The organism is Streptomyces sp. CA-179760, from assembly GCF_050937045.1.
Lineage (GTDB): Bacteria > Actinomycetota > Actinomycetes > Streptomycetales > Streptomycetaceae > Streptomyces.
In genome coordinates, this window is the sequence record NZ_JBNJLZ010000001.1 from 8,492,474 (window position 1) to 8,512,356 (window position 19,883).

A 19,883-nucleotide genomic window follows, 5' to 3' on the forward strand; every position below is an offset into this window, starting at 1 on the left:
GTCGTCGTCCCTGAGCACTCATTGGGTCCTACTGCCGATGGAGTACGAGGGGAGCATCATCATCCCCAGGGTGGGCGACCATGGCCGGGTCCACCGGGTCGCGTCCCCTAGGGGCCTTGGTACAACTGGTCGTCGTGGACCTCGACCCCGACCTCGCCGCGCTCCGCCCGCTCGGCGGCTTCTTCGTGCTGCGCACGGCAGGAGCGGCGGTCAGGCCTCTTCCCACTCTCGCACAGGCCTACCGCGAAACGTCACCTGACGTGTACGGAAATCCCCTGATTTTTCGCGTCAGCAAGGTGGCCGGTTCCCTGCACGCCCCGGAGTTGCGCATCGCCGCCTCCGTGGCCCACCTGGGCCTCGCCGCCCGCCTGTGGTCCGTCGCGCTCGGCTGCGCCGTCCTCTACGGCGGCGTCCCCGACCTCGACGCCCGGCTGCTGCGCTGGGACGCCGACGGCAGCACTCCGGACGACCTGTGGCTCACGGACGTACGGCCGCTTCCCGGGGCCGGTGCGGCGACTCTCGCGGCCACCGTCCTCGACGGTCACCTCGAACCCCTGGCGGCGGCCCTGCGCGCCCACTACCGCCTTGCCCCCGGTCTCCTGCGCGGCAACGCCGCCTCCGCGCTGGCGGGGGCCGCCCGCGAACTCGACCGCTGGGCCCGGCGGCACGACCGTGGCGACACCGCCGCCCGGGCCCGCTCGCTGGCGGCGGAACTCCTCGCGCACCCCCTGCTCACGGGCACCGGAATCCTCACCGGCACCGCCTTTCGGCGTCGCAGCTGCTGTCTGTACTACCGGGTGCCCGGCGGGGGTCTCTGCGGCGACTGTTGCTTCACGACGCCGCCCCGCTCTTCCCCACACGCCCCATCTGGGTGACCATGAAAGGGAACGGCCGCTGAGAGCAGGGAGTTGCGGGTGCGAGTGGGACTGCTGACCCGGGAGTACCCGCCGGATGTGTACGGCGGTGCGGGCGTCCATGTGGAGTTCCTCGCCCGGGAGCTCAGAGACCTGGTCGACCTGGACGTGCACTGCTGGGGTGAGGGGCGCGCCTACGGCGTGCGGCGCCACCGGCCCTGGTCCGCGCTCGACGGGGCAAACGACGCGCTGCGCACCTTCTCCGTGGACCTCGCCATGACCGCCGCCCTGGAGGGCCGCGAGCTGGTCCACTCCCACACCTGGTACGCCAACCTCGGCGGCCACCTCGCCAAGCTGCTGTACGGCATCCCGCACGTGATGACCGCCCACTCCCTCGAGCCGCTGCGTCCCTGGAAGGCCGAGCAGCTCGGCGGCGGCTACGAGCTGTCCAGCTGGGCCGAACGCACCGCGATCGAGGCCGCCGACGCGGTGATCGCCGTGTCCGGGGCCATGCGCGAGGACATCCTCGGCTGCTATCCGGCCCTGGACCCGGCGAACGTCCACGTCGTGCACAACGGCATCGACACCAGCCTCTACCGGCCCGACCACGGCACGGACGCCCTGGACCGGATCGGGCTCGACCGCTCCCGGCCGTACGTCCTGTTCGTCGGCCGTATCACCCGGCAGAAGGGCGTGCCCCACCTGCTGCGCGCCGTGCGGGACATCGACCCGGCCGCACAGGTCGTGCTGTGCGCGGGAGCACCGGACACGCCGGAGATCGACCAGGAGTTCCGCGAGCTGTTCGGGGAGCTGAGCCGGGTCCGCGACGGCGTGTTCTGGATTCCGAGGATGCTGCCGCGCCCGGAGGTGATCCAGCTCCTCACGCACGCCGCGCTGTTCGTCTGCCCCTCGGTGTACGAGCCGCTCGGCATCGTGAACCTGGAGGCGATGGCCTGCGGCACGCCCGTGGTGGCCTCGGCGGTCGGCGGCATCCCCGAGGTCGTGGACGACGGCAGGACCGGTCTGCTCGTCCCGGCCGGTGACGACTTCGAGGCGGGTCTCGCCCGGGCCATGGACACCGTCCTGGGCGACCCGGAGACCGCACGGCGGATGGGCGAGGCCGGGCGGGAGCGGGCGGTCGGCGAGTTCGGCTGGGACGCGGTGGCCCGCCGCACCGTCCGGCTCTACGAGGAGATCCTGAAAGAGGCTTAGCGCGTCCCGCTCAGGGGCAGGCATCGGGAAATCGGCGTGAGGGGAGCGGCCATGCGTCGTGGTGGTCCTTCGGTCCTGGGAATCGTGCTGGCCGGCGGCGAGGGCAAACGCCTGATGCCCCTGACGGCGGACCGCGCCAAACCCGCGGTCACCTTCGGCGGCACCTACCGCCTGGTCGACTTCGTGCTGTCCAACCTCGTCAACGCCGACGTCCTGCGCATCTGCGTTCTGACGCAGTACAAGTCGCACTCGCTGGACCGGCACATCACCACCACCTGGCGGATGTCCAACCTGCTCGGCAACTACGTCACACCTGTGCCCGCCCAGCAGCGCCTCGGCCCGCGCTGGTACCTGGGCAGCGCTGACGCGATCCTGCAGTCGCTGAATCTCGTCTACGACGAGCAACCCGAGTACGTCGCCGTCTTCGGCGCCGACCACGTCTACCGCATGGACCCCCGCCAGATGCTCGCCCAGCACATCGAGAGCGGCGCGGGCGTGACGGTGGCCGGAATCCGGGTGCCGCGCACCGAGTCCTCGTCGTTCGGTGTGATCACGCCGGGCTCGGACGGCCAGACGGTGGAGCGCTTCCTGGAGAAGCCGGCGGATCCGCCCGGTCTGCCGGACAGTCCGGACATGGTCTTCGCCTCCATGGGCAACTACGTCTTCACCACCAAGGCCCTCATCGAGGCGCTCCGGCGGGACGCGGAGGACGAGGCCTCCGTGCACGACATGGGCGGCTCGATCCTGCCCCAGCTCACCGACCGGGGCGAGGCGGCGCTGTACGACTTCAGCGCCAACCACGTGCCCGGCGAGACCACCCGCGACCAGGGCTACTGGCGGGACGTCGGCACACTGGACGCCTACTACGAGGCCCATATGGACCTGATCGCCGAGCGCCCGGCCTTCAATCTGTACAACCGCAGCTGGCCCATCTACACGCACTCGTACCAGCTCTCGCCGGCCCGCTTCAACGCCGGCGGCATCGCCAGCGAGTCCATCATCAGCGCGGGCTGCCTCGTGCGCGGCCAGGTCACGCGGTCCGTGCTGTCGCCGGGTGTCGTGGTGGACCCGGGGGCCGTCGTACAGGGCTCCGTGCTGCACGACAACGTGCACATCGGCCGGGGAGCGGTGGTGCGGGGCGCCGTCCTCGACAAGAACGTCGAGGTGCCGCCGGGCGCGACGATCGGCGTCAACCCGGAGCGGGACGCCGAGCTGTACACCGTGTCCAAGGGCGGCGTCATCGCCCTGGGGAAGGGGCAGTTGGTCACCTGACGGGTCCCTGCCCGGGGACTTTGTCCTGCCTCTGGACGAAGAGCGGAATCCGTGTTGTCATGCCTGCGCCCGGATATGACATCGTTGTAAACGGAGGTTCCGTGCATACCGGACCCAGACCTCTCAGGAACCGGCTCGCGTTACTGCTCGCCGCGTTGCTCGCCCTCACCGGCCTGACCGCGGCACCCGCCCTGGCGGACGACCCCGCAGACGTCCAAGAGATCCACGGCCTCAAGGGCGAGTACTTCACCCACTCCGCCCCCGGCGCCTTCGACTTCCACACCCTCAAGGCGACGACCTTCGACCAGGACCTCGACTTCGGCAACCTGGAGCCGCGCCTGAACTTCACCACCGGACAGTCCGACGACGTCAGCGTCCGCTGGACCGGGAAGATCGTCCCGGAGAAGACCGGCGCCCACACGTTCTCGGTCATCGGCGACAACGGCTTCCGCCTCTGGATCGACGGAAAGCCCGTCGTCGACCACTGGGTGGACGACTGGGACCGCGAACAGACCGGCCGGCCCGTCGACCTGACCGCGGGCAAGGCCTACGACATCAAGATCGAGTACTTCGAGCACTACGGCGGCTCCAACCTCCACCTCCGCTGGACCCCGCCCGGCGGCGCGAAGGAGCCGGTCCCGCAGTCGGCGTTCCGCCTCCCCGACGGCTTCGACTACGACGGAGCACTCGCGGCCACGGTGCAGTCCACCGGCCGCACGCTCAAGCTGGACTTCGCCCAGCCCCTGGCCGCACCGCCGGCGGGCTTCACCGGCCACCTCAAGGCGGTGATCGGCGGCGCCGAATGGCCCCTGGGTGCGGCGCGACCGGACCCGTCCGACCCCACGTCACTCCTGGTCGCCCTCGACGAGCCGGTCGTCGGCAACAAGACCGGCACGGCCCGAGGCGCCGCCGACATCCGCTACGACGGTCGGGGTGGCCTCTCCGGCACCGACGGCAACGTTGTCAAGGAGTTCTGGAGCAGCGGCCCCAACCGCTCGACGCACCAGCTGAGTACCCGCTGGGCCGACGAGGTCGGGCCGGACAACGCCCATCCCGAGTACCCGCGCCCGCAGCTGACCCGGGAGGACTGGCAGGGCCTCAACGGCCGCTGGCAGTTCGCCGCCGCCGAGCCCGGCGAGCAGCCGCCCGTCGGGAAGAACCTGAAGGAGCGCATCCTCGTCCCGTACCCGGTGGAGTCCCGGCTCTCCGGCGTCGAACGGCACGAGGACCGCATGTGGTACCGCCGCACCTTCACGGTCCCGCGCGACTGGGACATCGGCTCCGGCAAGCGGCTCAAGCTCAACTTCGGCGGCGTCGACTGGCGCTCGGAGGTGTACGTCAACGGCACGAAGGTCGCAGAGCACGAGGGCGGCTACGACAAGTTCGGCGCCGACATCACCGACGCGCTGAAGCCGGGCCGCACCCAGGAACTGATCGTCGGCGTCTACGACCCCACCGACGCGGCATCCGGCGAGAACCCGCCGCTCGGCAAGCAGCGCCTGGACCCCAGCGGCATCTGGTACACCCCGTCCTCCGGTATCTGGCAGACGGTCTGGATGGAGCCGGTGGCCCGCGACCACGCGGACTCCCTCAAGCTCACCCCGGACGTGGCCGGCGAGAAGCTGGCCGTGGAGGCGCGGGGCGTCCGGGACGGCGTACCGATCACGGCGACGGCGTACGACGGGAGGCGCGAGGTGGCCACGGCGAGCGGCCGCACCGGCAGCCCCCTGACCCTGACCGTGCGCGACCCGCACCTGTGGTCCCCTGACGACCCCTTCCTCTACAAGCTCAGGGTGAAGGTCGGCGCGGACCGGGTCGGCAGCTATTTCGGGATGCGCTCGATAGCCGTCGAGAAGATCAACGGCGTCCCGCGCACGGTCCTCAACGGCGAGCCGGTCTTCATGATGGCCACCCTCGACCAGGGCTTCTGGCCGGACGGCCTGCACACCGCGCCCACCGACGAGGCCCTCGCCTACGACCTGAAGGCGCACAAGCGGCTCGGCTTCAACTCCGTCCGCAAGCACATCAAGGTCGAGCCGGACCGCTGGTTCTACTGGGCCGACCGGCTCGGGCTGCTGGTGTGGCAGGACATGCCCGCGATGACGGCCGGGGTGAACCCGAGCGCGTCCTCCCGTGCGCGCTACGAGCGTGAGATGAAGGAGATGATCGACGAGCACATCAGCAGCCCGTCGGTCGTCATGTGGGTGACCTTCAACGAGGGCTGGGGCCAGTACGACGTGGGCCGGGTCGCCGAGCAGGCCAAGGCGTGGGACCCCACCCGGCTGGTCAACGGCCAGTCCGGGCTGAACCTGGGCGCCGACGGCGGCACCGGTGACCTCATGGACGAGCACGGCTATCCCAGTCCCGCCCTGCCGCCGCGCCCTGACGGCGAGCGCGCCCTGGTCAGCGGCGAGTACGGCGGCCTGGGCCTCGCGGTGCCCGGCCATGCCTGGTCGGTGCAGCAGTCGTACGTCGACGTCGACCCGGCCACCTACACGCGGGACTACCTGGCCAAGCTCGACGAGGTCCGGGCCCTGGTCTGCCGGGGCAGCAACGGTGCCGTGTACACCCAGATCGCGGACGTCGAGGGTGAGCTGAACGGCTTCCTCACCTACGACCGAGCGGTCCTGAAACCGGACACGGCCCGGCTCAAGGCGGCGCACCAGGCGTTGATCCATGACGCCTCCCGGGTGACTCCCACGGGGTGCCCGGCGCCGCAACCTGTGCTGGACTGACGGCACATGCACCATAAGTCCCGCCCCCTCGCCGGGGCGGGACTTAATCTGCTGTTAACTGTACGTAGCCTGATCGTACTTGACCGTAATCGGCTGGGGGCGGTTGACTGCTGACCCACCCCGTCGTCGACGCGAGGCAAGCCCTTGACTGCTGACCTGCTCGCTCCTCTCGACCTGGCGTTCTGGAACCTCGAGTCCGCCGAGCACCCGATGCACCTCGGGGCGCTCGGGATCTTCCCGGCCCACTCGCCGGCTGCGGGCGCCCACGCCGCGGACCTGCTCGCGGCCCGCGCCGCCGATGTCCCCGGACTGCGCATGCGCATCCGCGACGTGTGGCAGCCGCTGCCCTCGGCGCTGCGCCGGCCGCACGCCTTCGGCGGCGCGGCCCGGGAACCGGACCCGGACTTCGACTCCCAGCACCATGTGCGGCTGCACGCCCCGACCGCCGACTTCCACGCGACGGCGGGGCGGCTCATGGGGCGTCCGCTGGAGCGCGGCCTGCCGCCCTGGGAGGCGCATGTCCTGCCGGGCGAGGACGGCGGCTCCTTCGCGGTGCTGTTCAAGTTCCACCACGCCCTGGCCGACGGGCTCCGGGCACTCGCCCTCGCCGCGGGGCTCATGGACCCGATGGACATGCCGGCGCCCCGGCCCCGCCCCGCCGCGCCCCCACGCCCTCTGCTGCCGGACGTGCGCGACCTGCCCGGGCTGGTGCGCGGCGCCCTGTCCGACGTGTCCCGGGCCCTGGACATCGGCGCCTCCGTCGCCCGCTCCTCCCTCGATGTGCGCTCCACCCCCGCGCTCACCTGCGAGCCCAGCGGCACCCGCCGCACCGCCGGAGTGGTGCTCGACCTGGACGACGTGCACCGCGTCCGCAAGACCGTCGGCGGCACCGTCAACGACGTGCTGATCGCCGTCGTCGCGGGCGCCCTGCGCCGCTGGCTCGACGAGCGCGGCGACGGCAGCGAGGGCGTGGAGCCGCGCGCCCTGATCCCCGTCTCCAAGCGCCGCCCGCGCACCGCGTACCCACAGGGCAACCGGCTCTCCGGCTACCTGATACGGCTTCCGGTGGACGACGAGGACCCGCTGGCGCGCCTCGCCTCGGTCCGCACCGCCATGGACCGCAACAAGGACGCCGGCCCCAACCGGGGCGCGGGCGCCGTCGCCCTGCTGGCCGACCACGTCCCCGCCCTCGCCCACCGGCTCGGCGGCCCTCTGGTCGGCCAGGCGGCACGGCTCTGGTTCGACATCCTGGTGACCAGCGTGCCCCTGCCCAGTCTCGGCCTGAAACTCGGAGGCCACCCGCTCACCGCCGTGTTCCCCTTCGCCCCGCTGCCGCCCGGCCACTCCCTGGCGGTGGCGGTCTCGACGTACCGGGGCAGCGTCCACTACGGCCTCGTCGCCGACGCCGAGGCCGTTCCTGACCTCGACCGATTCGCCGCCGCCGTCACGGAGGAGGTGCGGACACTGATCACGGCCTGCGAGTCCTGATCAGGAGCGGGTTTGGCGGTCCGGCCCGGCGCTCCGTAAAATTCGCCCTTCGAATGCGGGCGCGACCGGCGCGCCGCGACGGCAGAGCAGGGAACGACAGCGGCGATGACGGTGACAGAGGACGGCCCGCAGGCCATGGATGAGGCGAGCGGGTTCTCGTACGGACCCGGCATCGACCCCGAGCGTCTGGCCGTCTGCCTCAGCGTGCTCGAGGAACTCGACAAGCTGGAGGTCGACCACCCGGACGCCGTGGCCGTGCGCCGGGCCACCGCGGGCGTCTACCGCACGGTCAAGCAGCGCCGCCGCCAGGAGCGCCGGGCCGCCAAGACCGCCCATGACAAGGCGGTCACGGAGGCCACCGCGACCGGCTCCGCCCAGCGCATCGACGACGAGACCGAGGGCATCCTGCCGTCGTCCGCCACCGAGACGGGCAGGATCGCCGGGATACTCCAGCGCCCGCGCTCCTGCTACACCTGCAAGGCCCGGTACGTGGAAGTCGACTACTTCTACCACCAGCTCTGTCCCGACTGCGCCACCCTGAACCGGGACAAGCGCGATGTCCGCGCCGACCTCACCGGCAAGCGCGCCCTGCTCACCGGCGGCCGCGCCAAGATCGGCATGTACATCGCGCTCCGGCTGCTGCGCGACGGCGCGCACACCACGATCACCACGCGCTTCCCGAAGGACGCCATCCGCCGCTTCAAGGCGATGGACGACTCGGCGGACTGGATGCACCGCCTCGAGGTCGTCGGCATCGACCTGCGCGACCCGGCACAGGCCGTGGCCCTCGCCGACCAGGTCGCCGACGCCGGTCCCCTCGACATCCTCGTCAACAACGCGACGCAGACCGTGCGCCGGCTGCCCTCCGCCTACGCCGCCCTGGTCGACGGCGAGAGCGCCCCGCTGCCCGCCGGGGAACTCCCCGCCCACCACGTCATCGGCGCCTTCAACTCCGGTGCGGTCGACGGTCTGGCCGCGCTGCCGCTCGGCACCAGCGGCCTCGACGCGCAGAAGGTCGCCGACCTCGCCCTGGTCGCGGGCAACGCCAGCGTCGAGCGGCACCTCGACGGCACCGCGATCGACGCGGGCGGCCTGGTCCCCGACGTCGTCGACTCCAACACCTGGGTGCAGACCATCGACCAGATCTCCCCGGTGGAGCTGCTGGAGACCCAGCTGTGCAACTACACGTCTCCGTTCATCCTGATCAGCGCCCTGCGCCCGGCGATGGCCGAGGCCGCGAAGAAGGCGACGAGCGGGCGGGCGTACGTCGTGAACGTCTCGGCGATGGAGGGGGTCTTCGGCCGCGGCTACAAGGGTGCGGGGCACCCGAACACGAACGCCGCCAAGGCCGCGATGAACATGGTGACGCGCACCAGTGCGCAGGAGATGTTCCAGGGCGACGGGATTCTGATGACCTCGGTCGACACGGGGTGGATCACGGACGAGCGGCCTCACTACGACAAGCTGCGGCTGGCCGAGGCCGGGTTCCATGCGCCGCTCGATCTTGTCGACGGAGCGGCGCGGGTGTACGACCCGATCGTGCGGGGTGAGGCCGGGGAAGACGTGTACGGGGTCTTTCTGAAGGACTACGCGCCGGGTAAGTGGTAGTCGGGGACCCGGTGGTACGTCTGCGGGCTGCGGCAGGCCGGGCGCGCAGCTCCCCGCGCCCCTGACGCCTCCCCGCCGATCGACCGCCCCGAGGCGGGAGTTGTGTGCCGCCAGGACTTCCATGCCGAGCAGGGCGCGCACCGCGTGGGCCGCGTGGTCGGCACGGGCGGCAGGATCGCCGGGCCACAGCTGGTGTACCTCAGATCATGGCGAGCTTTCGACTCGGTCAACGGCACTCGAACTACGCAACCGTGTCGAAAGCACCTACGCCCCTGTACGCCGTTCGGGTGGTACTCAAATCGCCCGTGAGTGAACAAAACGGCGTCTAAACCCGAGTTGAACACCGGATGACGCGCGATTGTTACCGGCCGTTTTCAGCCCCATCGAGCGGGGGCCCGCTCATTTGGTTAATCTGGTCCGGACGGACAGCAGTACGGGGTCCTACCCACACCCAACGGTCCGTCGTGGGACAAGCCGGTTCACCACGGCCTCTCCCGTGAGTCGACCGGCGCCACCGCGTCCGAACTGCTTTTGACATCAGACCCATACGGGCGTCAGGCGCAGCAGGACCGGCGCGTGCGTCCCGAGGGTGACCGACACATAAGGAGTGCGCGGTGACACCGGAGAAGACGAATCGAGATCAGCGCCCCAAGGAACGCGGCGAGCGCGCCGGCCGACGGGCCGACGAGCTCGGCAGCCTTGACGTGTGGGCCCGGTCGGCCCCGATCCGCCTCGCGGGCTACGAGGAGGACCTCGCAGAGCCCCACATCCTGCCCAGCGTCGACTGACCAAGGGCGCACCCCCTCCAACTTCGCCGGACGCATGGGCGTGCCAGACTCACGCCCATGCTGATCAGGGAAGCAACGGCTGACGACTGGCCGCGTATCTGGCCGTTCTGGCACCACATCGTCGCCGCGGGCGAGACCTACGCATGGGACCCGGGTACCTCCGAGGAGGAGGCCCGGGTCCTGTGGATGAGTCCGGCGAAACAGGTCTACGTCGTCGAGGACGACAGCGGCGGCGTCGTCGCCTCCGCGTATCTCACCCCCAACTACGGTGGCCCCGCCGCCCGTATCGCCAACGCCGGCTTCATGGTCGACCCCGGCCAGGGCGGCCGTGGCTACGGCCGTGCCCTCGCCGAACACCTCCTGACCGAAGCCAGGGCCGCGGGTTACCGGGGCATGGTGTTCAACGCCGTCGTCGAGACCAACCCGGCCGTGAAGCTGTGGACCTCCCTCGGCTTCACGATCCTCGGCACGGTGCCGGAAGCGTTCGACCATCCCCGTGACGGCCGGGTGGGGCTGCACATCATGTACCGCGCGCTCTAGGGCCTGTCGTTTGGATCAGGTCGCAGGAAACTGACGGTTCCTGGAAATCGCCGGTGAGCGGGGTCTGGTGCGTGCAGTTGCAAGGCGGAGGAGGGCGGCGATGCGGAGCATCGGCAACCGACGACAACGCGGCAGATGCGCGTGCCGGACCCCGCGTCTGCGGCGTGATCCAAACGACAGGCCCTGGGTATGCGCCGAGGGCATCGGCATCCCGGGGTGGTCGTCAGGGGCGGACGTACGGCCGGGTCATGATCTCCAGGTTGTGGCCGTCCGGGTCGTCGAAGTAGGCGCCGCGTCCGCCGAAGAGGTCGTTGACGCGGCCGGGTTCGGTGTGGCTCGGGTCGGCGTAGTAGGTGACCCCGAGCGCCTCCAGGCGGCCGATCATGGCGTCGAACCGTTCCTCGGGCACGAGGAACGCGTAGTGCTGGGACTGGATCGGCTCGTCGCGCTTCTCGTAGTAGTCGAGGGTCACGCCGTTGCCCAGGTCGACGGGCAGGAACGGTCCGAAGGGGGCACCGACCTCGAGGCCCAGGACGGCCGCCAGGAACTCCGCGGACAACTGGCGGTCCGAGGCGAACACGACGGTGTGATTGAGGTGGGCGACGGTGGTCGGCAGGGCGGGCGGCGTGTGCTGTGCGTGGGACATGAGTGGGTTCGTCTCCGGGTTTCGGGATCCGTGGTGAAGCGCCATTGCGGCGCGGGGAACGGGGAAACGGAGACGAGAGGCGGGGCGCGTGCCCTCGCCGGCACTCGGACGGGCCCGGGCGGGGTCACCCCCGCCGCGCTCACGCCGAGGCCGGGCGCCTCACTCGTGCATGGCCTACGGCCGACCCGGCAGTCACCCGGCCGACTCTAGTCCACGGGCGCCGTACGCCGCCACGGGATTCTTGCCTCCAACTGCTCGGCCAGGGACAGGAGTCGGGACTCCGTACCCGGGCGTCCCACCAGTTGCACGGCGCAGGGGCGCCGGAGGGGAGGGTTCCGCAGGGGACGGACATGGCGGGCCAGCCGGTCAGGTTCCACGCGGGCGTGAACGGCGAGTAGTTCGTGTTCGCCAGCACGTTGCGCAGCCAGCCCCGCTCGTGCCAGGGCGCGGCCTGCGGGGAGCGGCGGGCCAGCGCGGGGGTGAGCAGCACGTCGTACTCGGTGAAGAAGGGCTCCAGCCGTCGGCGCAGCTGTTCCCGGCTCGCCCCGGCGCGTGCCGTGGCCACGAAGGGCCGGCCGAGTGCGGCGTGGACCCGGGTGCGGCGGTTGAGCAGACGCCGGTCGAGGTGCCGCGCGTCCGCTGCCGTGCCCGCCGTCCAGTGCATCAGCGAGGTCAGGGGGAGCGACATCGGGTAGGGCGGATCGGCGCGCCGGACCTGATGGCCCGCCTTCATCAGCACCTCGGCCGCCTCCCGGGCGGCGGCCGTGTACGGCCGGCTGATCGTGACCCCGGCCAGCGGGCTGCGCAGCGACACGGCGACCCGGAGGGCGCTCGGCTCGGACCGGGGCCAGTCGGCGCCCGCGAGGACCGAGAGCATCAGCCGGGCGTCCTCGACGGTCGTGGCGAGGGGCCCGTTCTCCGACATGCCGAACCAGTCGCTGTCCCCGACGCCGGTCGGGACCACTCCGTGGCCCGGCTTGATGGTGACGAGGCCGCAGTTGGCGGCCGGTATGCGCAGCGAACCCATGCCGTCGTTGCCGAGGGCGATCGGCACCATCCCGGCCGCGACCGCGGCGGCACTGCCGCCCGACGAACCACCCGCCGAACGCGTCGGATCCCAGGGGTTGCGGGAGGTGCCCAGCACGCCGTCCGTCGTGCCGAAGACACACAGTTCGGGGACGTTCGTCAGGCCCACGACCACCGCGCCTGCCGCCCGGAGCCGGGCCACCGTCACATGGTCCTCGGCCGCGGAGGTGTGGGGTGTGGCGGCCGAGCCGACGCGCCGGGACTCGCCGCGCACCGTGAGGTTGTCCTTGACGGCCACGGGCACCCCGGCCAGGGGCAGATCTGCGAAGTCGCCGCGCGCGGCCACCTCGTCGGCCTCGGCCGGCGCCGCCTCGGCACGCACCGTGCGGAAGGCCCCGACACGGCCGTCGAGCCGCTCGATCCGGTCGAGGTGCTCGGCGACCACCTCGCGCGGGGTGACCCGCTTCTCGCGGACGGCGGCGGATATCTCGGCGGCGGTGCGGCCGGCCCAACTGGTCACGGACAACTCCTCGGAAGGGATCGGAAGGGATCGGAAGGGATCGGAAGGGAGAGGGACGGGCTTACTGGCGAGTACGTAGGGAGAACTGTGCACCGGCACGGGGCGCACGTCGAGGTCACGGCCGGACAAGGCTCTCGATACGCCCCACGCACCTCCGGACATCCGATCAATGGCTCAACTTTCACGTCTGCACGCCCCATTGACAGCCGTCGACGTCAGCTCAATGATCAGACGTCCGATGATTGGGGAGCCGTATGACGCAGCGCAGGAGACGGCGAACGTGGTGGCCCGGAGTCCTGGCGGCACTGGCGCTGCTCGTCACGGCGGCACCCGCGGCACCGGCGGCACCCGCGGTCGCGGAAGTGTCGCGAACCCCGGTCACCGTGCCCGCACTCACCGACTGGTCCCCGGAATCCGGGAGTTACGCCTACGGCCGGGGCACCCGGCTGGTCGCCGGCACCGGGGCCGAGCGCCGGGTCGCCGGCACTCTCGCCGCCGACCTCCGGGCAGCCGGTCACGGCACGGTCCCCGTCGTAGGGGGCGGAGCCCGGGCCGGTGACATCGTTATCGACATCCGGCCCGGCAGATCCTCGCTCGGCCCCGAGGGCTACGAACTCCACGCGGGGCGGCGGCTGTCGGTGACCGGCGCTACCGAGACCGGCGCCTTCTACGGGACCCGGACCCTCCTCCAGCTCCTCGCCCAAAGCGACCGCGTCCCCGCCGGCCGCACCGTCGACGTGCCGCGCTACAAGGAACGGGGCGTCGGCGTCTGCGCCTGCTACGTCCATGTCTCGCTGCCCTGGCTGGAGAACCTGGTGCGCGAGATGGCGTACCACAAGCTCAACCAGCTGCTCCTCGAACTGAAGGTGAAGAGCGGCGCCCACCCCGAGGCCAACACCTGGGGCTACTACACCAAGGACGAGATCCGCCGGCTGGTCGCGCTCGGCGAGAGGTACCACGTCGAGATCATTCCCGAGATCAACTCCCCGGGCCACATGGACCCGTGGATAGAGAACCGCCCCGACCTCCAGCTCACCGACACGGACGGCGCCAGGCAGCCCTCCCGGCTGGACATCACCCGGCCCGAGGCCTTCGCCTACTACACCAGCCTCATGGACGAGTACGCCGAGGTCTTCCCCGGGCGGGACTGGCACATGGGCGCCGACGAGTACATGCTCGGCTCCGACTTCGCCAAGTACCCGCAGGTCCTCAAGTACGCGCGGGAGAGGCACGGCCCCGACGCCACACCCCAGGACGCGTTCGTCGACTTCGTCAACCGTGTTCACGCCTACGCGACGTCCAAGGGCAAGCGGCTCCGTATCTGGAACGACGGGCTCACGGGCGCCAACACCGTGCCGGTAGCGGCCGGTACGACGGTCGAGCACTGGCTGAACGTGGCGGTCGAGCCGAGTCGACTCATCGCCGACGGCTACCCCCTGATGAACGCGGCGTACGCCCTCTACCTCGTCCGCGGCGGCTTCCACACCGACACCGAGGCGCTGTACGACCAGAGCTGGGACCCGCGCAGTTTCGAGGGCGAGAAGCTCACCTCCAGCGAAGGCATCACCGGAGCGAAGATCAGTCTCTGGCCCGACAACGGCCGCGGGGAGACCGAGAACGAGGTGGCCGTCGCCCTGTGGCCCGCCCTGCGGCACATCGCCCAGGCCACCTGGGGCGATCCGCGTCCCGACGCCACGTACGACGGGTTCACCGCGCGCGGTACGGCCGTGGGCCACGCGCCCGGCTTCCGTGATCTGACCCGGGTGCCGGTCGCGGACGGGACGTACACGTTCCGGACGTCCGGTGGCCGGTCGTTCACCGCCTCCCTTTGGCGCACGGCCGACGGCTACGCCACCCTGCGGACCCAGGACGGCTGTCTGGAGGTGCGGGGCGGGAAGCTCACGCTCAACGTGCCCCTCCAGCCGGGCGTCGAGGTGACGCCGCAGGCGTGCTACCCCGCCTCCACTCTCCAGCGCTGGGAGCTGGCGCCGGCCGGACGGGGCGGCTACCGGCTCGTCAACGCCATCACACAGATGACGGTGAGCGTGACCGACGACGGCCGGCTCGCGCAGTACCCGCCCGATCAGCGCACCCCCGCCGTCTGGCATCTGACCTGAGGAGTCGTCGCCATGGCCGTGTCCCGACGCGTGTTCGTCGCATCAGCCGTCGTCCTCGCCGCGACCGGCGGCACGACGGCACCCGCACTGGCAGTCCCGCCGGACCCCCGGCGCAGCCGTATCCCCGTCGGCCCCGGCGACAGCCCGGAGGACCTGGTCCGCAAGGCCTCCCAAGTACGCCCCACCGCAGGGCAGATCACCTGGCAGCGTCTGGAGCGCACGGCCTTCCTGCACTTCGGCGTGAACACCTTCACCGGCCTGGAATGGGGCACGGGCGACGAGGACCCGGACGTCTTCCAGCCCGTCGGCCTCGACACCGACCAGTGGGCCCGCGCTCTGCGCGACGGCGGCTTCAAGCTGGCCATCCTCACCGTCAAGCACCACGACGGCTTCGTCCTCTACCCCTCCCGCTACACCGGCCACACGGTGGAGTCCAGCAACTGGCGCGACGGCCGGGGCGATGTCCTGCGCGACTTCGCCGACTCCATGCGGCGGCACGGCATCAAGGTCGGCGTCTACATCTCGCCCGCCGACGAGAACCAGTACCTGCACGGCGTGTACGCCAACGGCAGCGCCCGCGCCGACCGCGGTGTCCCCACCCTCGTCGACGGCGACGACCGCACCCCGCCCCGCTCGTACACGCTCCCCGCCACCGACTACGGCGCCCATATGCTCAACCAGCTCTACGAGGTGCTCACCGAGTACGGACCGGTCGACGAGGTGTGGTTCGACGGAGCCCAGGGGCACATCCCGCCGGACAAGGTCGAGAAGTACGACTGGGACAGCTGGTACACCCTCGTGCGGTCCCTCGCCCCGGACGCCGTCGTCGCCGTGACCGGGCCGGACGTCCGCTGGGTCGGCAACGAGGGCGGGCTGGCCCGGGAGGACGAGTGGAGCGTCGTCCCCGTCCAGGAGAAGGACTACGGGCGGACCGACTACGCCCTCTCCTACGACGCCCCCGACATGGGCAGCCGGGACGCCCTGGCCGCGGCGCAACCCGTCGCCGACTACCTCCAGTGGTGGCCCGCCGAATGCGACGTGTCGATCCGGGACGGCTGGTTCTACCACGCCGACCAGGAGCCGAAGACGGTCGAGCAGCTGACGGACATCTACTTCCGGTCCGTCGGCCGGAACTCCGTGCTGCTCCTCAACATCCCGCCCGACACCGACGGGTTGCTGCCCGCCGCCGATGTCACGCGCCTGCGGGAGTTCCGCGAGCGTATCGACCGCGAACTGCCCGAGGACCTGGCTCACGGTGCCCGGACCAGCAGCTCACCGGGCCGGGTCACCGTCGACCTCGGCCGGGAGCGGGCGGTGGACCGGGTCCGGCTGGCGGAGGACATCCGGTACGGCCAGCAGGTGGAGAGCTTCGTGGTGGAGGCGTATCGCGACGGCGGCTGGAGGGAGGCGGCCCGGGCGGGCGTCGTCGGCGCCGGCCGGATCCTGTTGCTGCCCGGCGCCGTGCGGGCCCGGCGGTGGCGGGTGCGGGTGACCGGGGCGCGAGGGACCGTACGGATCGCGGAGTTCGGGCTGTACCGGTCCCGGGTCTGAACGGGGTCAGCGCAGGTGGCGTGCGAAGAAGGCCTCGGTGACGTCCATCTCGGATGCCCAGCGGCGCCCGAAGGTGTGCCCCTCGCCGGAGACGGTGCGGAGTTCGACGTCCTTGCCTGCCTCCTCGAACGTGGCGGAGACCTCCCGTGACCAGGTGAGGGGGCAGGTGTCGTCGGCGGTGCCGTGCTGGATCAGCAGGGGCTCGCTCACGCGGTCGGCGTAGGTGAGAGGCGAGACGCCGCGCCAGAAGTCCGGGTCCTCCTCGGGGGTGCCGTGCTTCTCCTCGATCTCGGCCACGAGGGGGTCGCCGTCCGGCCGCTGGAAGTGGTCGATGTTCTCCTGCGGGCGGGCGCTCACCGGCGCGTACGCCACGGCCGCGTCGAACAGACCGGGCGCCACGACCAGCGTGTTGTACAGGACCCCGCCGCCCATCGACCGGCCGAACAGGCCGAGGCGGTCGCCGTCGATCTCCGGGCGCCCCGAGTCGCGCAGGGCCAGGGCGGCGCCGATGACATCCTCGGTGTAGCCGAGCCGCAGGTTCACGTCGTTGTCGGGGTCCTTGTCGGAGCGGGCGTGGTTGCGGTAGTCGGTGTGCAGGACCACGTAGCCGCTGCGGGCCAGGCGGTCCTGTTCGCGTGGCATGCCCTGGCCGCTGAAGTAGACGTCCGGGTCGATGTATCCGTGCGCCAGCACCAGCGCCGGGAACGGGCCGTCGCCCTCCGGGATGTTCATGATCCCCGAGATCGTCAGGCCGTTCGCCTCGTACGTCACGGCGTACCGGGTGTAGGCGGAGGTCCGGTCGAGCACGGCCCCGAGGCGCAGCCCGGAGCCGGTGTGCTCGCGCCGTATCAGGGCGGGGAGGGAGACGGGGTCGGCCGGTGAGGGGGCGGGGGAGGTTGTGCCGCGAGGTCGCTCGCTCGTGGCGGGGGCCGAGGTCGGAGCGGCCTCGGCCCTTTCCGAGGTGGGAGCGGTCCCGGGCGCGTCCTCGTCCCCGCCGCCGGTGCAGCCGACCGCGACGGTCAGCAGCAGTCCGGCGGAGGCCCAGACGGTGCCCCGTAGCCGCATACGGTCCATTGTGACTCCGCCGGGCCCAGGAGGGCAGGTCCGTGCTGCCCGGCCCCGGGGGCGTGCTCACGTGCCCCGCGCCGCCCCCCCCGTACTGTCCCGCTCGATCAGCCGCGGCACCGGCACCCGTACCGCCCGGGCCGGGCCGCCGTCGAGGAGGGCGGTGTCCTCCCAGGCCACCACCGACACGTCGGCCGGTACCGCGTTACGGAGCTTCGGCGCCTCCCGTGTCACCCAGCTGCTGTCACTGGCGCCGGGGGAGCGGCGGCTGACGGTGGACACGGAGGTCGACTGGCACGAGACGGAGAAGTTCCTCAAACTCGCCTTCCCGCTCGACGTGCACGCCGAACGGTACGCCTCCGAGACCCAGTTCGGGCACTTCCACCGGCCCACCCACACCAACACCTCCTGGGAGGCCGCCAAGTTCGAGGTGTGCAACCACCGCTTCGTCCACCTGGAGGAACCCGGCTGGGGCGTCGCGCTCGTCAACGACTCGACGTACGGCCACGACGTGACCCGTACGGTCCGTACCGACGGCGACCACGGTACGACCACCACCGTGCGCGTCTCCCCGCTGCGCGCCCCGCGTCTCCCCGACCCGGAGACCGACCAGGGCGTCCACCGCTTCCGGCACGCGCTGGTGCCGGGCGCGGGCATCGCCGACGCGGTGCGGGAGGGCTGGCGGATCAACGTGCCGGAGCGGCGGCTCACCGGTGCCGTGGAGGTGGTGCCGCTGGTGACGGCAGACCAGGACGCGGTGGTCGTCACGGCGGTCAAGCTGGCCGACGACGGCAGCGGGGACGTCGTCGTCCGGTTCCAGGAGGCCTTCGGAGGCCGGACGCGCGCCACGCTCACCGCCGGCTTCGAGGTCGCGGCTGTCTCGGTCACGGACCTGCTGGAACGGCCGCTGGCCCATGCGACGGCACCGGCAGATCCGGGACGGGCGGATCGCGGTGCGGCTGCCCCCTTCGAGTTGATGACGCTGCGGCTGCGGCGCGCGCAGTCAGTGACGCAGGTCACAACTGTCGATGTCACATCGCGGTGAGCCGCTGACTCATAGGGGTGTACGCATCGACAACGACAGAGGAGCTCACCATGAGCGCGCGTCTGGACGTATTCGCCCTCCCCGGCGCCGGCAAGGTCATCAAGCAGTTCACCGCCCTGGGTCGGTCGGTCGTGGAGTCACCGCTGCCGGCCGTCACCCGGGAACTGGTCTCGCTCCGCGTGAGCCAGATCAACGGGTGCGCGGTCTGCATCGACATGCACACCAAGGAGGCGACCGCCGCGGGCGAGAGCTCCGTACGGCTCCATCTGGTCGCGGCCTGGCGGGAGGCCACGGTGTTCACCGAGGCCGAGCGGGCCGCGCTGGAACTGGCGGAACAGGGAACTCGTATCGCGGACGGGGCCGGCGGTGTCCCGGACGAGGTCTGGGAGCGGGCCGCCAAGCACTATGACGAGGAGCAGCTCGCCGCCCTCGTGACCCTGATCGGCTTCATGAACACCGCCAACCGGCTGAACGTCATGCTGGAGCAGCCGGCGGGCGACTACCGGCCCGGCCAGTTCAAGTAGCCGCGCGCACGTTCAAGTAGCGGCGGACACGGCTCAGGGCCCGAGCTGCGTCCGCAGCCACTCCTCCACCTCGCCCACGTGCGCGGCCGCCGCCGCGCGGGCCGCCTCCGGGTCGTGGGCGGCCAGGGCGCGGTGGATCGCGGCGTGTTCACGGCGGGTGCGTTCGAAGGCGCCCTCCTCCTGGTAGCCGCGCCAGACCCGGGCGCGGAACGTCCTTGAGGACAGGCCCTCAAGGATCGCGGCCATGGTCTCGTTGCCCGCCGCCGCCGCGATCTCCCGGTGGAAGGCCAGGTCGTGGGCGAGGATCTCCTCCGGATCGTCCGTGGCGTTCATCGCCGCCAAGTGCTTCTCGACCTCGGCCAGCCCGTCGTCGGTGATGCGGGCGGCGGCCAGCGCGGTCGCCGTCGACTCCAGGATCCGCCGGATCTCCAGCAGCTCGACCAGACGCGGACCGCGCGACAGGTCCGCCACCACACCGAACGTCTCCAGCAGGTCCCCGGCCTCCAGCTGTGTGACGTAGATGCCCGACCCGTGCCGGGCCTCCAGCACGCCCAGCACCGTGAGCGCGCGGATCGCCTCCCGCATCGAGCTGCGGGAGATGCCGAGCTGGACGGCCAGGTCACGCTCGGTCGGCAGCCGCTGGCCCGGCTCCAGCCGGCCCTCGCCGATCATCGCCTTGATCCGCTCGATGGCGCGCTGCGTCACGGTGCCCTTCTGCGGGGCGGTCTCGTCGTCCACGCCGTTCCTCCGATCACAGGCTCCGGCGCAGTCTAACCAGCGAGGTGGTCGGACCACTATGAGCCCGGAGCGGGAAAATGTGCCGTCGCAGGGTGTTCCGGTGGGGGAGTGGTCTGATAAGTATGCGGGCATCTGCTCGAAGACCGGTCGATGG

General features: G+C 71.3%; 14 protein-coding genes and 3 pseudogenes. 12 read left to right on the forward strand and 5 right to left on the reverse strand.

What is annotated here, in order from left to right; genetic code table 11:
• Window positions 1-116: 116 nt before the first annotated feature.
• The 8 genes from ACQEV8_RS38330 to ACQEV8_RS38365 all read left to right on the forward strand — a co-directional run bounded on the left by ACQEV8_RS38330 (window position 117) and on the right by ACQEV8_RS38365 (window position 10,497).
• Window positions 117-875, forward strand: a complete 759-nt coding sequence (locus ACQEV8_RS38330; protein WP_432970209.1) for a (2Fe-2S)-binding protein — start codon at window positions 117-119, stop codon at window positions 873-875.
• Between the two features lie 39 nt (window positions 876-914).
• The gene (glgA, locus tag ACQEV8_RS38335; protein ID WP_432970212.1) at window positions 915-2,066 is read left to right on the forward strand and encodes a glycogen synthase; all 1,152 of its coding nucleotides are present in this window, start codon (window positions 915-917) and stop codon (window positions 2,064-2,066) included.
• A 51-nt stretch (window positions 2,067-2,117) separates the two neighbouring features.
• Window positions 2,118-3,338 carry a glucose-1-phosphate adenylyltransferase gene (gene glgC / locus ACQEV8_RS38340; protein ID WP_432970215.1) on the forward strand — a complete coding sequence of 407 codons (1,221 nt, stop codon included), beginning with the start codon at window positions 2,118-2,120 and terminating at the stop codon, window positions 3,336-3,338.
• A gap of 59 nt (window positions 3,339-3,397) precedes the next feature.
• On the forward strand, window positions 3,398-6,073 hold the full coding sequence (locus tag ACQEV8_RS38345; protein ID WP_432970218.1) for a PA14 domain-containing protein: 2,676 nt from the start codon (window positions 3,398-3,400) through the stop codon (window positions 6,071-6,073).
• Between the two features lie 144 nt (window positions 6,074-6,217).
• Window positions 6,218-7,561: a wax ester/triacylglycerol synthase family O-acyltransferase gene (locus tag ACQEV8_RS38350; RefSeq protein ID WP_432970221.1), complete on the forward strand. Its 1,344-nt coding sequence runs from the start codon at window positions 6,218-6,220 to the stop codon at window positions 7,559-7,561.
• Window positions 7,562-7,666: 105 nt separating this feature from the next.
• Window positions 7,667-9,169: an SDR family NAD(P)-dependent oxidoreductase gene (locus tag ACQEV8_RS38355; protein ID WP_432970224.1), complete on the forward strand. Its 1,503-nt coding sequence runs from the start codon at window positions 7,667-7,669 to the stop codon at window positions 9,167-9,169.
• 614 nt (window positions 9,170-9,783) lie between these two features.
• On the forward strand, window positions 9,784-9,957 hold the full coding sequence (locus tag ACQEV8_RS38360) for a hypothetical protein (protein ID WP_189722517.1): 174 nt from the start codon (window positions 9,784-9,786) through the stop codon (window positions 9,955-9,957).
• 57 nt (window positions 9,958-10,014) lie between these two features.
• A complete protein-coding gene (locus ACQEV8_RS38365; protein ID WP_432970227.1) occupies window positions 10,015-10,497 on the forward strand; it encodes an N-acetyltransferase family protein in 483 nt (160 codons plus the stop codon).
• 223 nt (window positions 10,498-10,720) lie between these two features.
• Here ACQEV8_RS38365 and ACQEV8_RS38370 read toward each other — a convergent pair whose 3' ends face one another.
• Both ACQEV8_RS38370 and ACQEV8_RS38375 read right to left on the reverse strand, forming a co-directional pair.
• Window positions 10,721-11,143 carry a VOC family protein gene (locus ACQEV8_RS38370; RefSeq protein ID WP_432970230.1) on the reverse strand — a complete coding sequence of 141 codons (423 nt, stop codon included), beginning with the start codon at window positions 11,141-11,143 and terminating at the stop codon, window positions 10,721-10,723.
• Between the two features lie 206 nt (window positions 11,144-11,349).
• A pseudogene (locus ACQEV8_RS38375) lies at window positions 11,350-12,689 on the reverse strand (amidase).
• A 254-nt stretch (window positions 12,690-12,943) separates the two neighbouring features.
• Between ACQEV8_RS38375 and ACQEV8_RS38380 the strand changes: the two are divergent.
• Window positions 12,944-14,806, forward strand: coding sequence for a family 20 glycosylhydrolase (locus ACQEV8_RS38380; RefSeq protein WP_432970233.1), 1,863 nt, complete (start codon window positions 12,944-12,946; stop codon window positions 14,804-14,806).
• A 12-nt stretch (window positions 14,807-14,818) separates the two neighbouring features.
• Entirely contained in the window at window positions 14,819-16,357 is a 1,539-nt protein-coding gene (locus tag ACQEV8_RS38385; RefSeq protein WP_432970236.1) for an alpha-L-fucosidase, read from the forward strand.
• 6 nt (window positions 16,358-16,363) lie between these two features.
• On the opposite strand, the gene ACQEV8_RS38390 is transcribed toward ACQEV8_RS38385, so the two are convergent.
• Complete coding sequence (locus ACQEV8_RS38390; protein ID WP_432970239.1) at window positions 16,364-17,422, reverse strand: alpha/beta hydrolase family protein; 1,059 nt, start codon at window positions 17,420-17,422, stop codon at window positions 16,364-16,366.
• 66 nt (window positions 17,423-17,488) lie between these two features.
• Window positions 17,489-17,644, reverse strand: a pseudogene (locus ACQEV8_RS38395) (LacI family transcriptional regulator); the annotation flags it as partial.
• Here ACQEV8_RS38395 and ACQEV8_RS38400 point away from each other — a divergent pair.
• Together ACQEV8_RS38400 and ACQEV8_RS38405 are read left to right on the forward strand one after the other, a co-directional pair.
• Window positions 17,628-18,467 (forward strand): annotated as a pseudogene (locus ACQEV8_RS38400) (glycoside hydrolase family 38 C-terminal domain-containing protein); the annotation flags it as partial. The pseudogenes ACQEV8_RS38395 and ACQEV8_RS38400 overlap by 17 nt on opposite strands.
• Window positions 18,468-18,517: 50 nt before the next feature.
• The gene (locus ACQEV8_RS38405) at window positions 18,518-18,991 is read left to right on the forward strand and encodes a carboxymuconolactone decarboxylase family protein (RefSeq protein ID WP_432970242.1); all 474 of its coding nucleotides are present in this window, start codon (window positions 18,518-18,520) and stop codon (window positions 18,989-18,991) included.
• 33 nt (window positions 18,992-19,024) lie between these two features.
• Here the strand turns inward: ACQEV8_RS38405 and ACQEV8_RS38410 are convergent, their stop codons facing one another.
• The gene (locus ACQEV8_RS38410) at window positions 19,025-19,729 is read right to left on the reverse strand and encodes a FadR/GntR family transcriptional regulator (protein WP_432970245.1); all 705 of its coding nucleotides are present in this window, start codon (window positions 19,727-19,729) and stop codon (window positions 19,025-19,027) included.
• Between the last annotated feature and the right edge of the window lie 154 nt (window positions 19,730-19,883).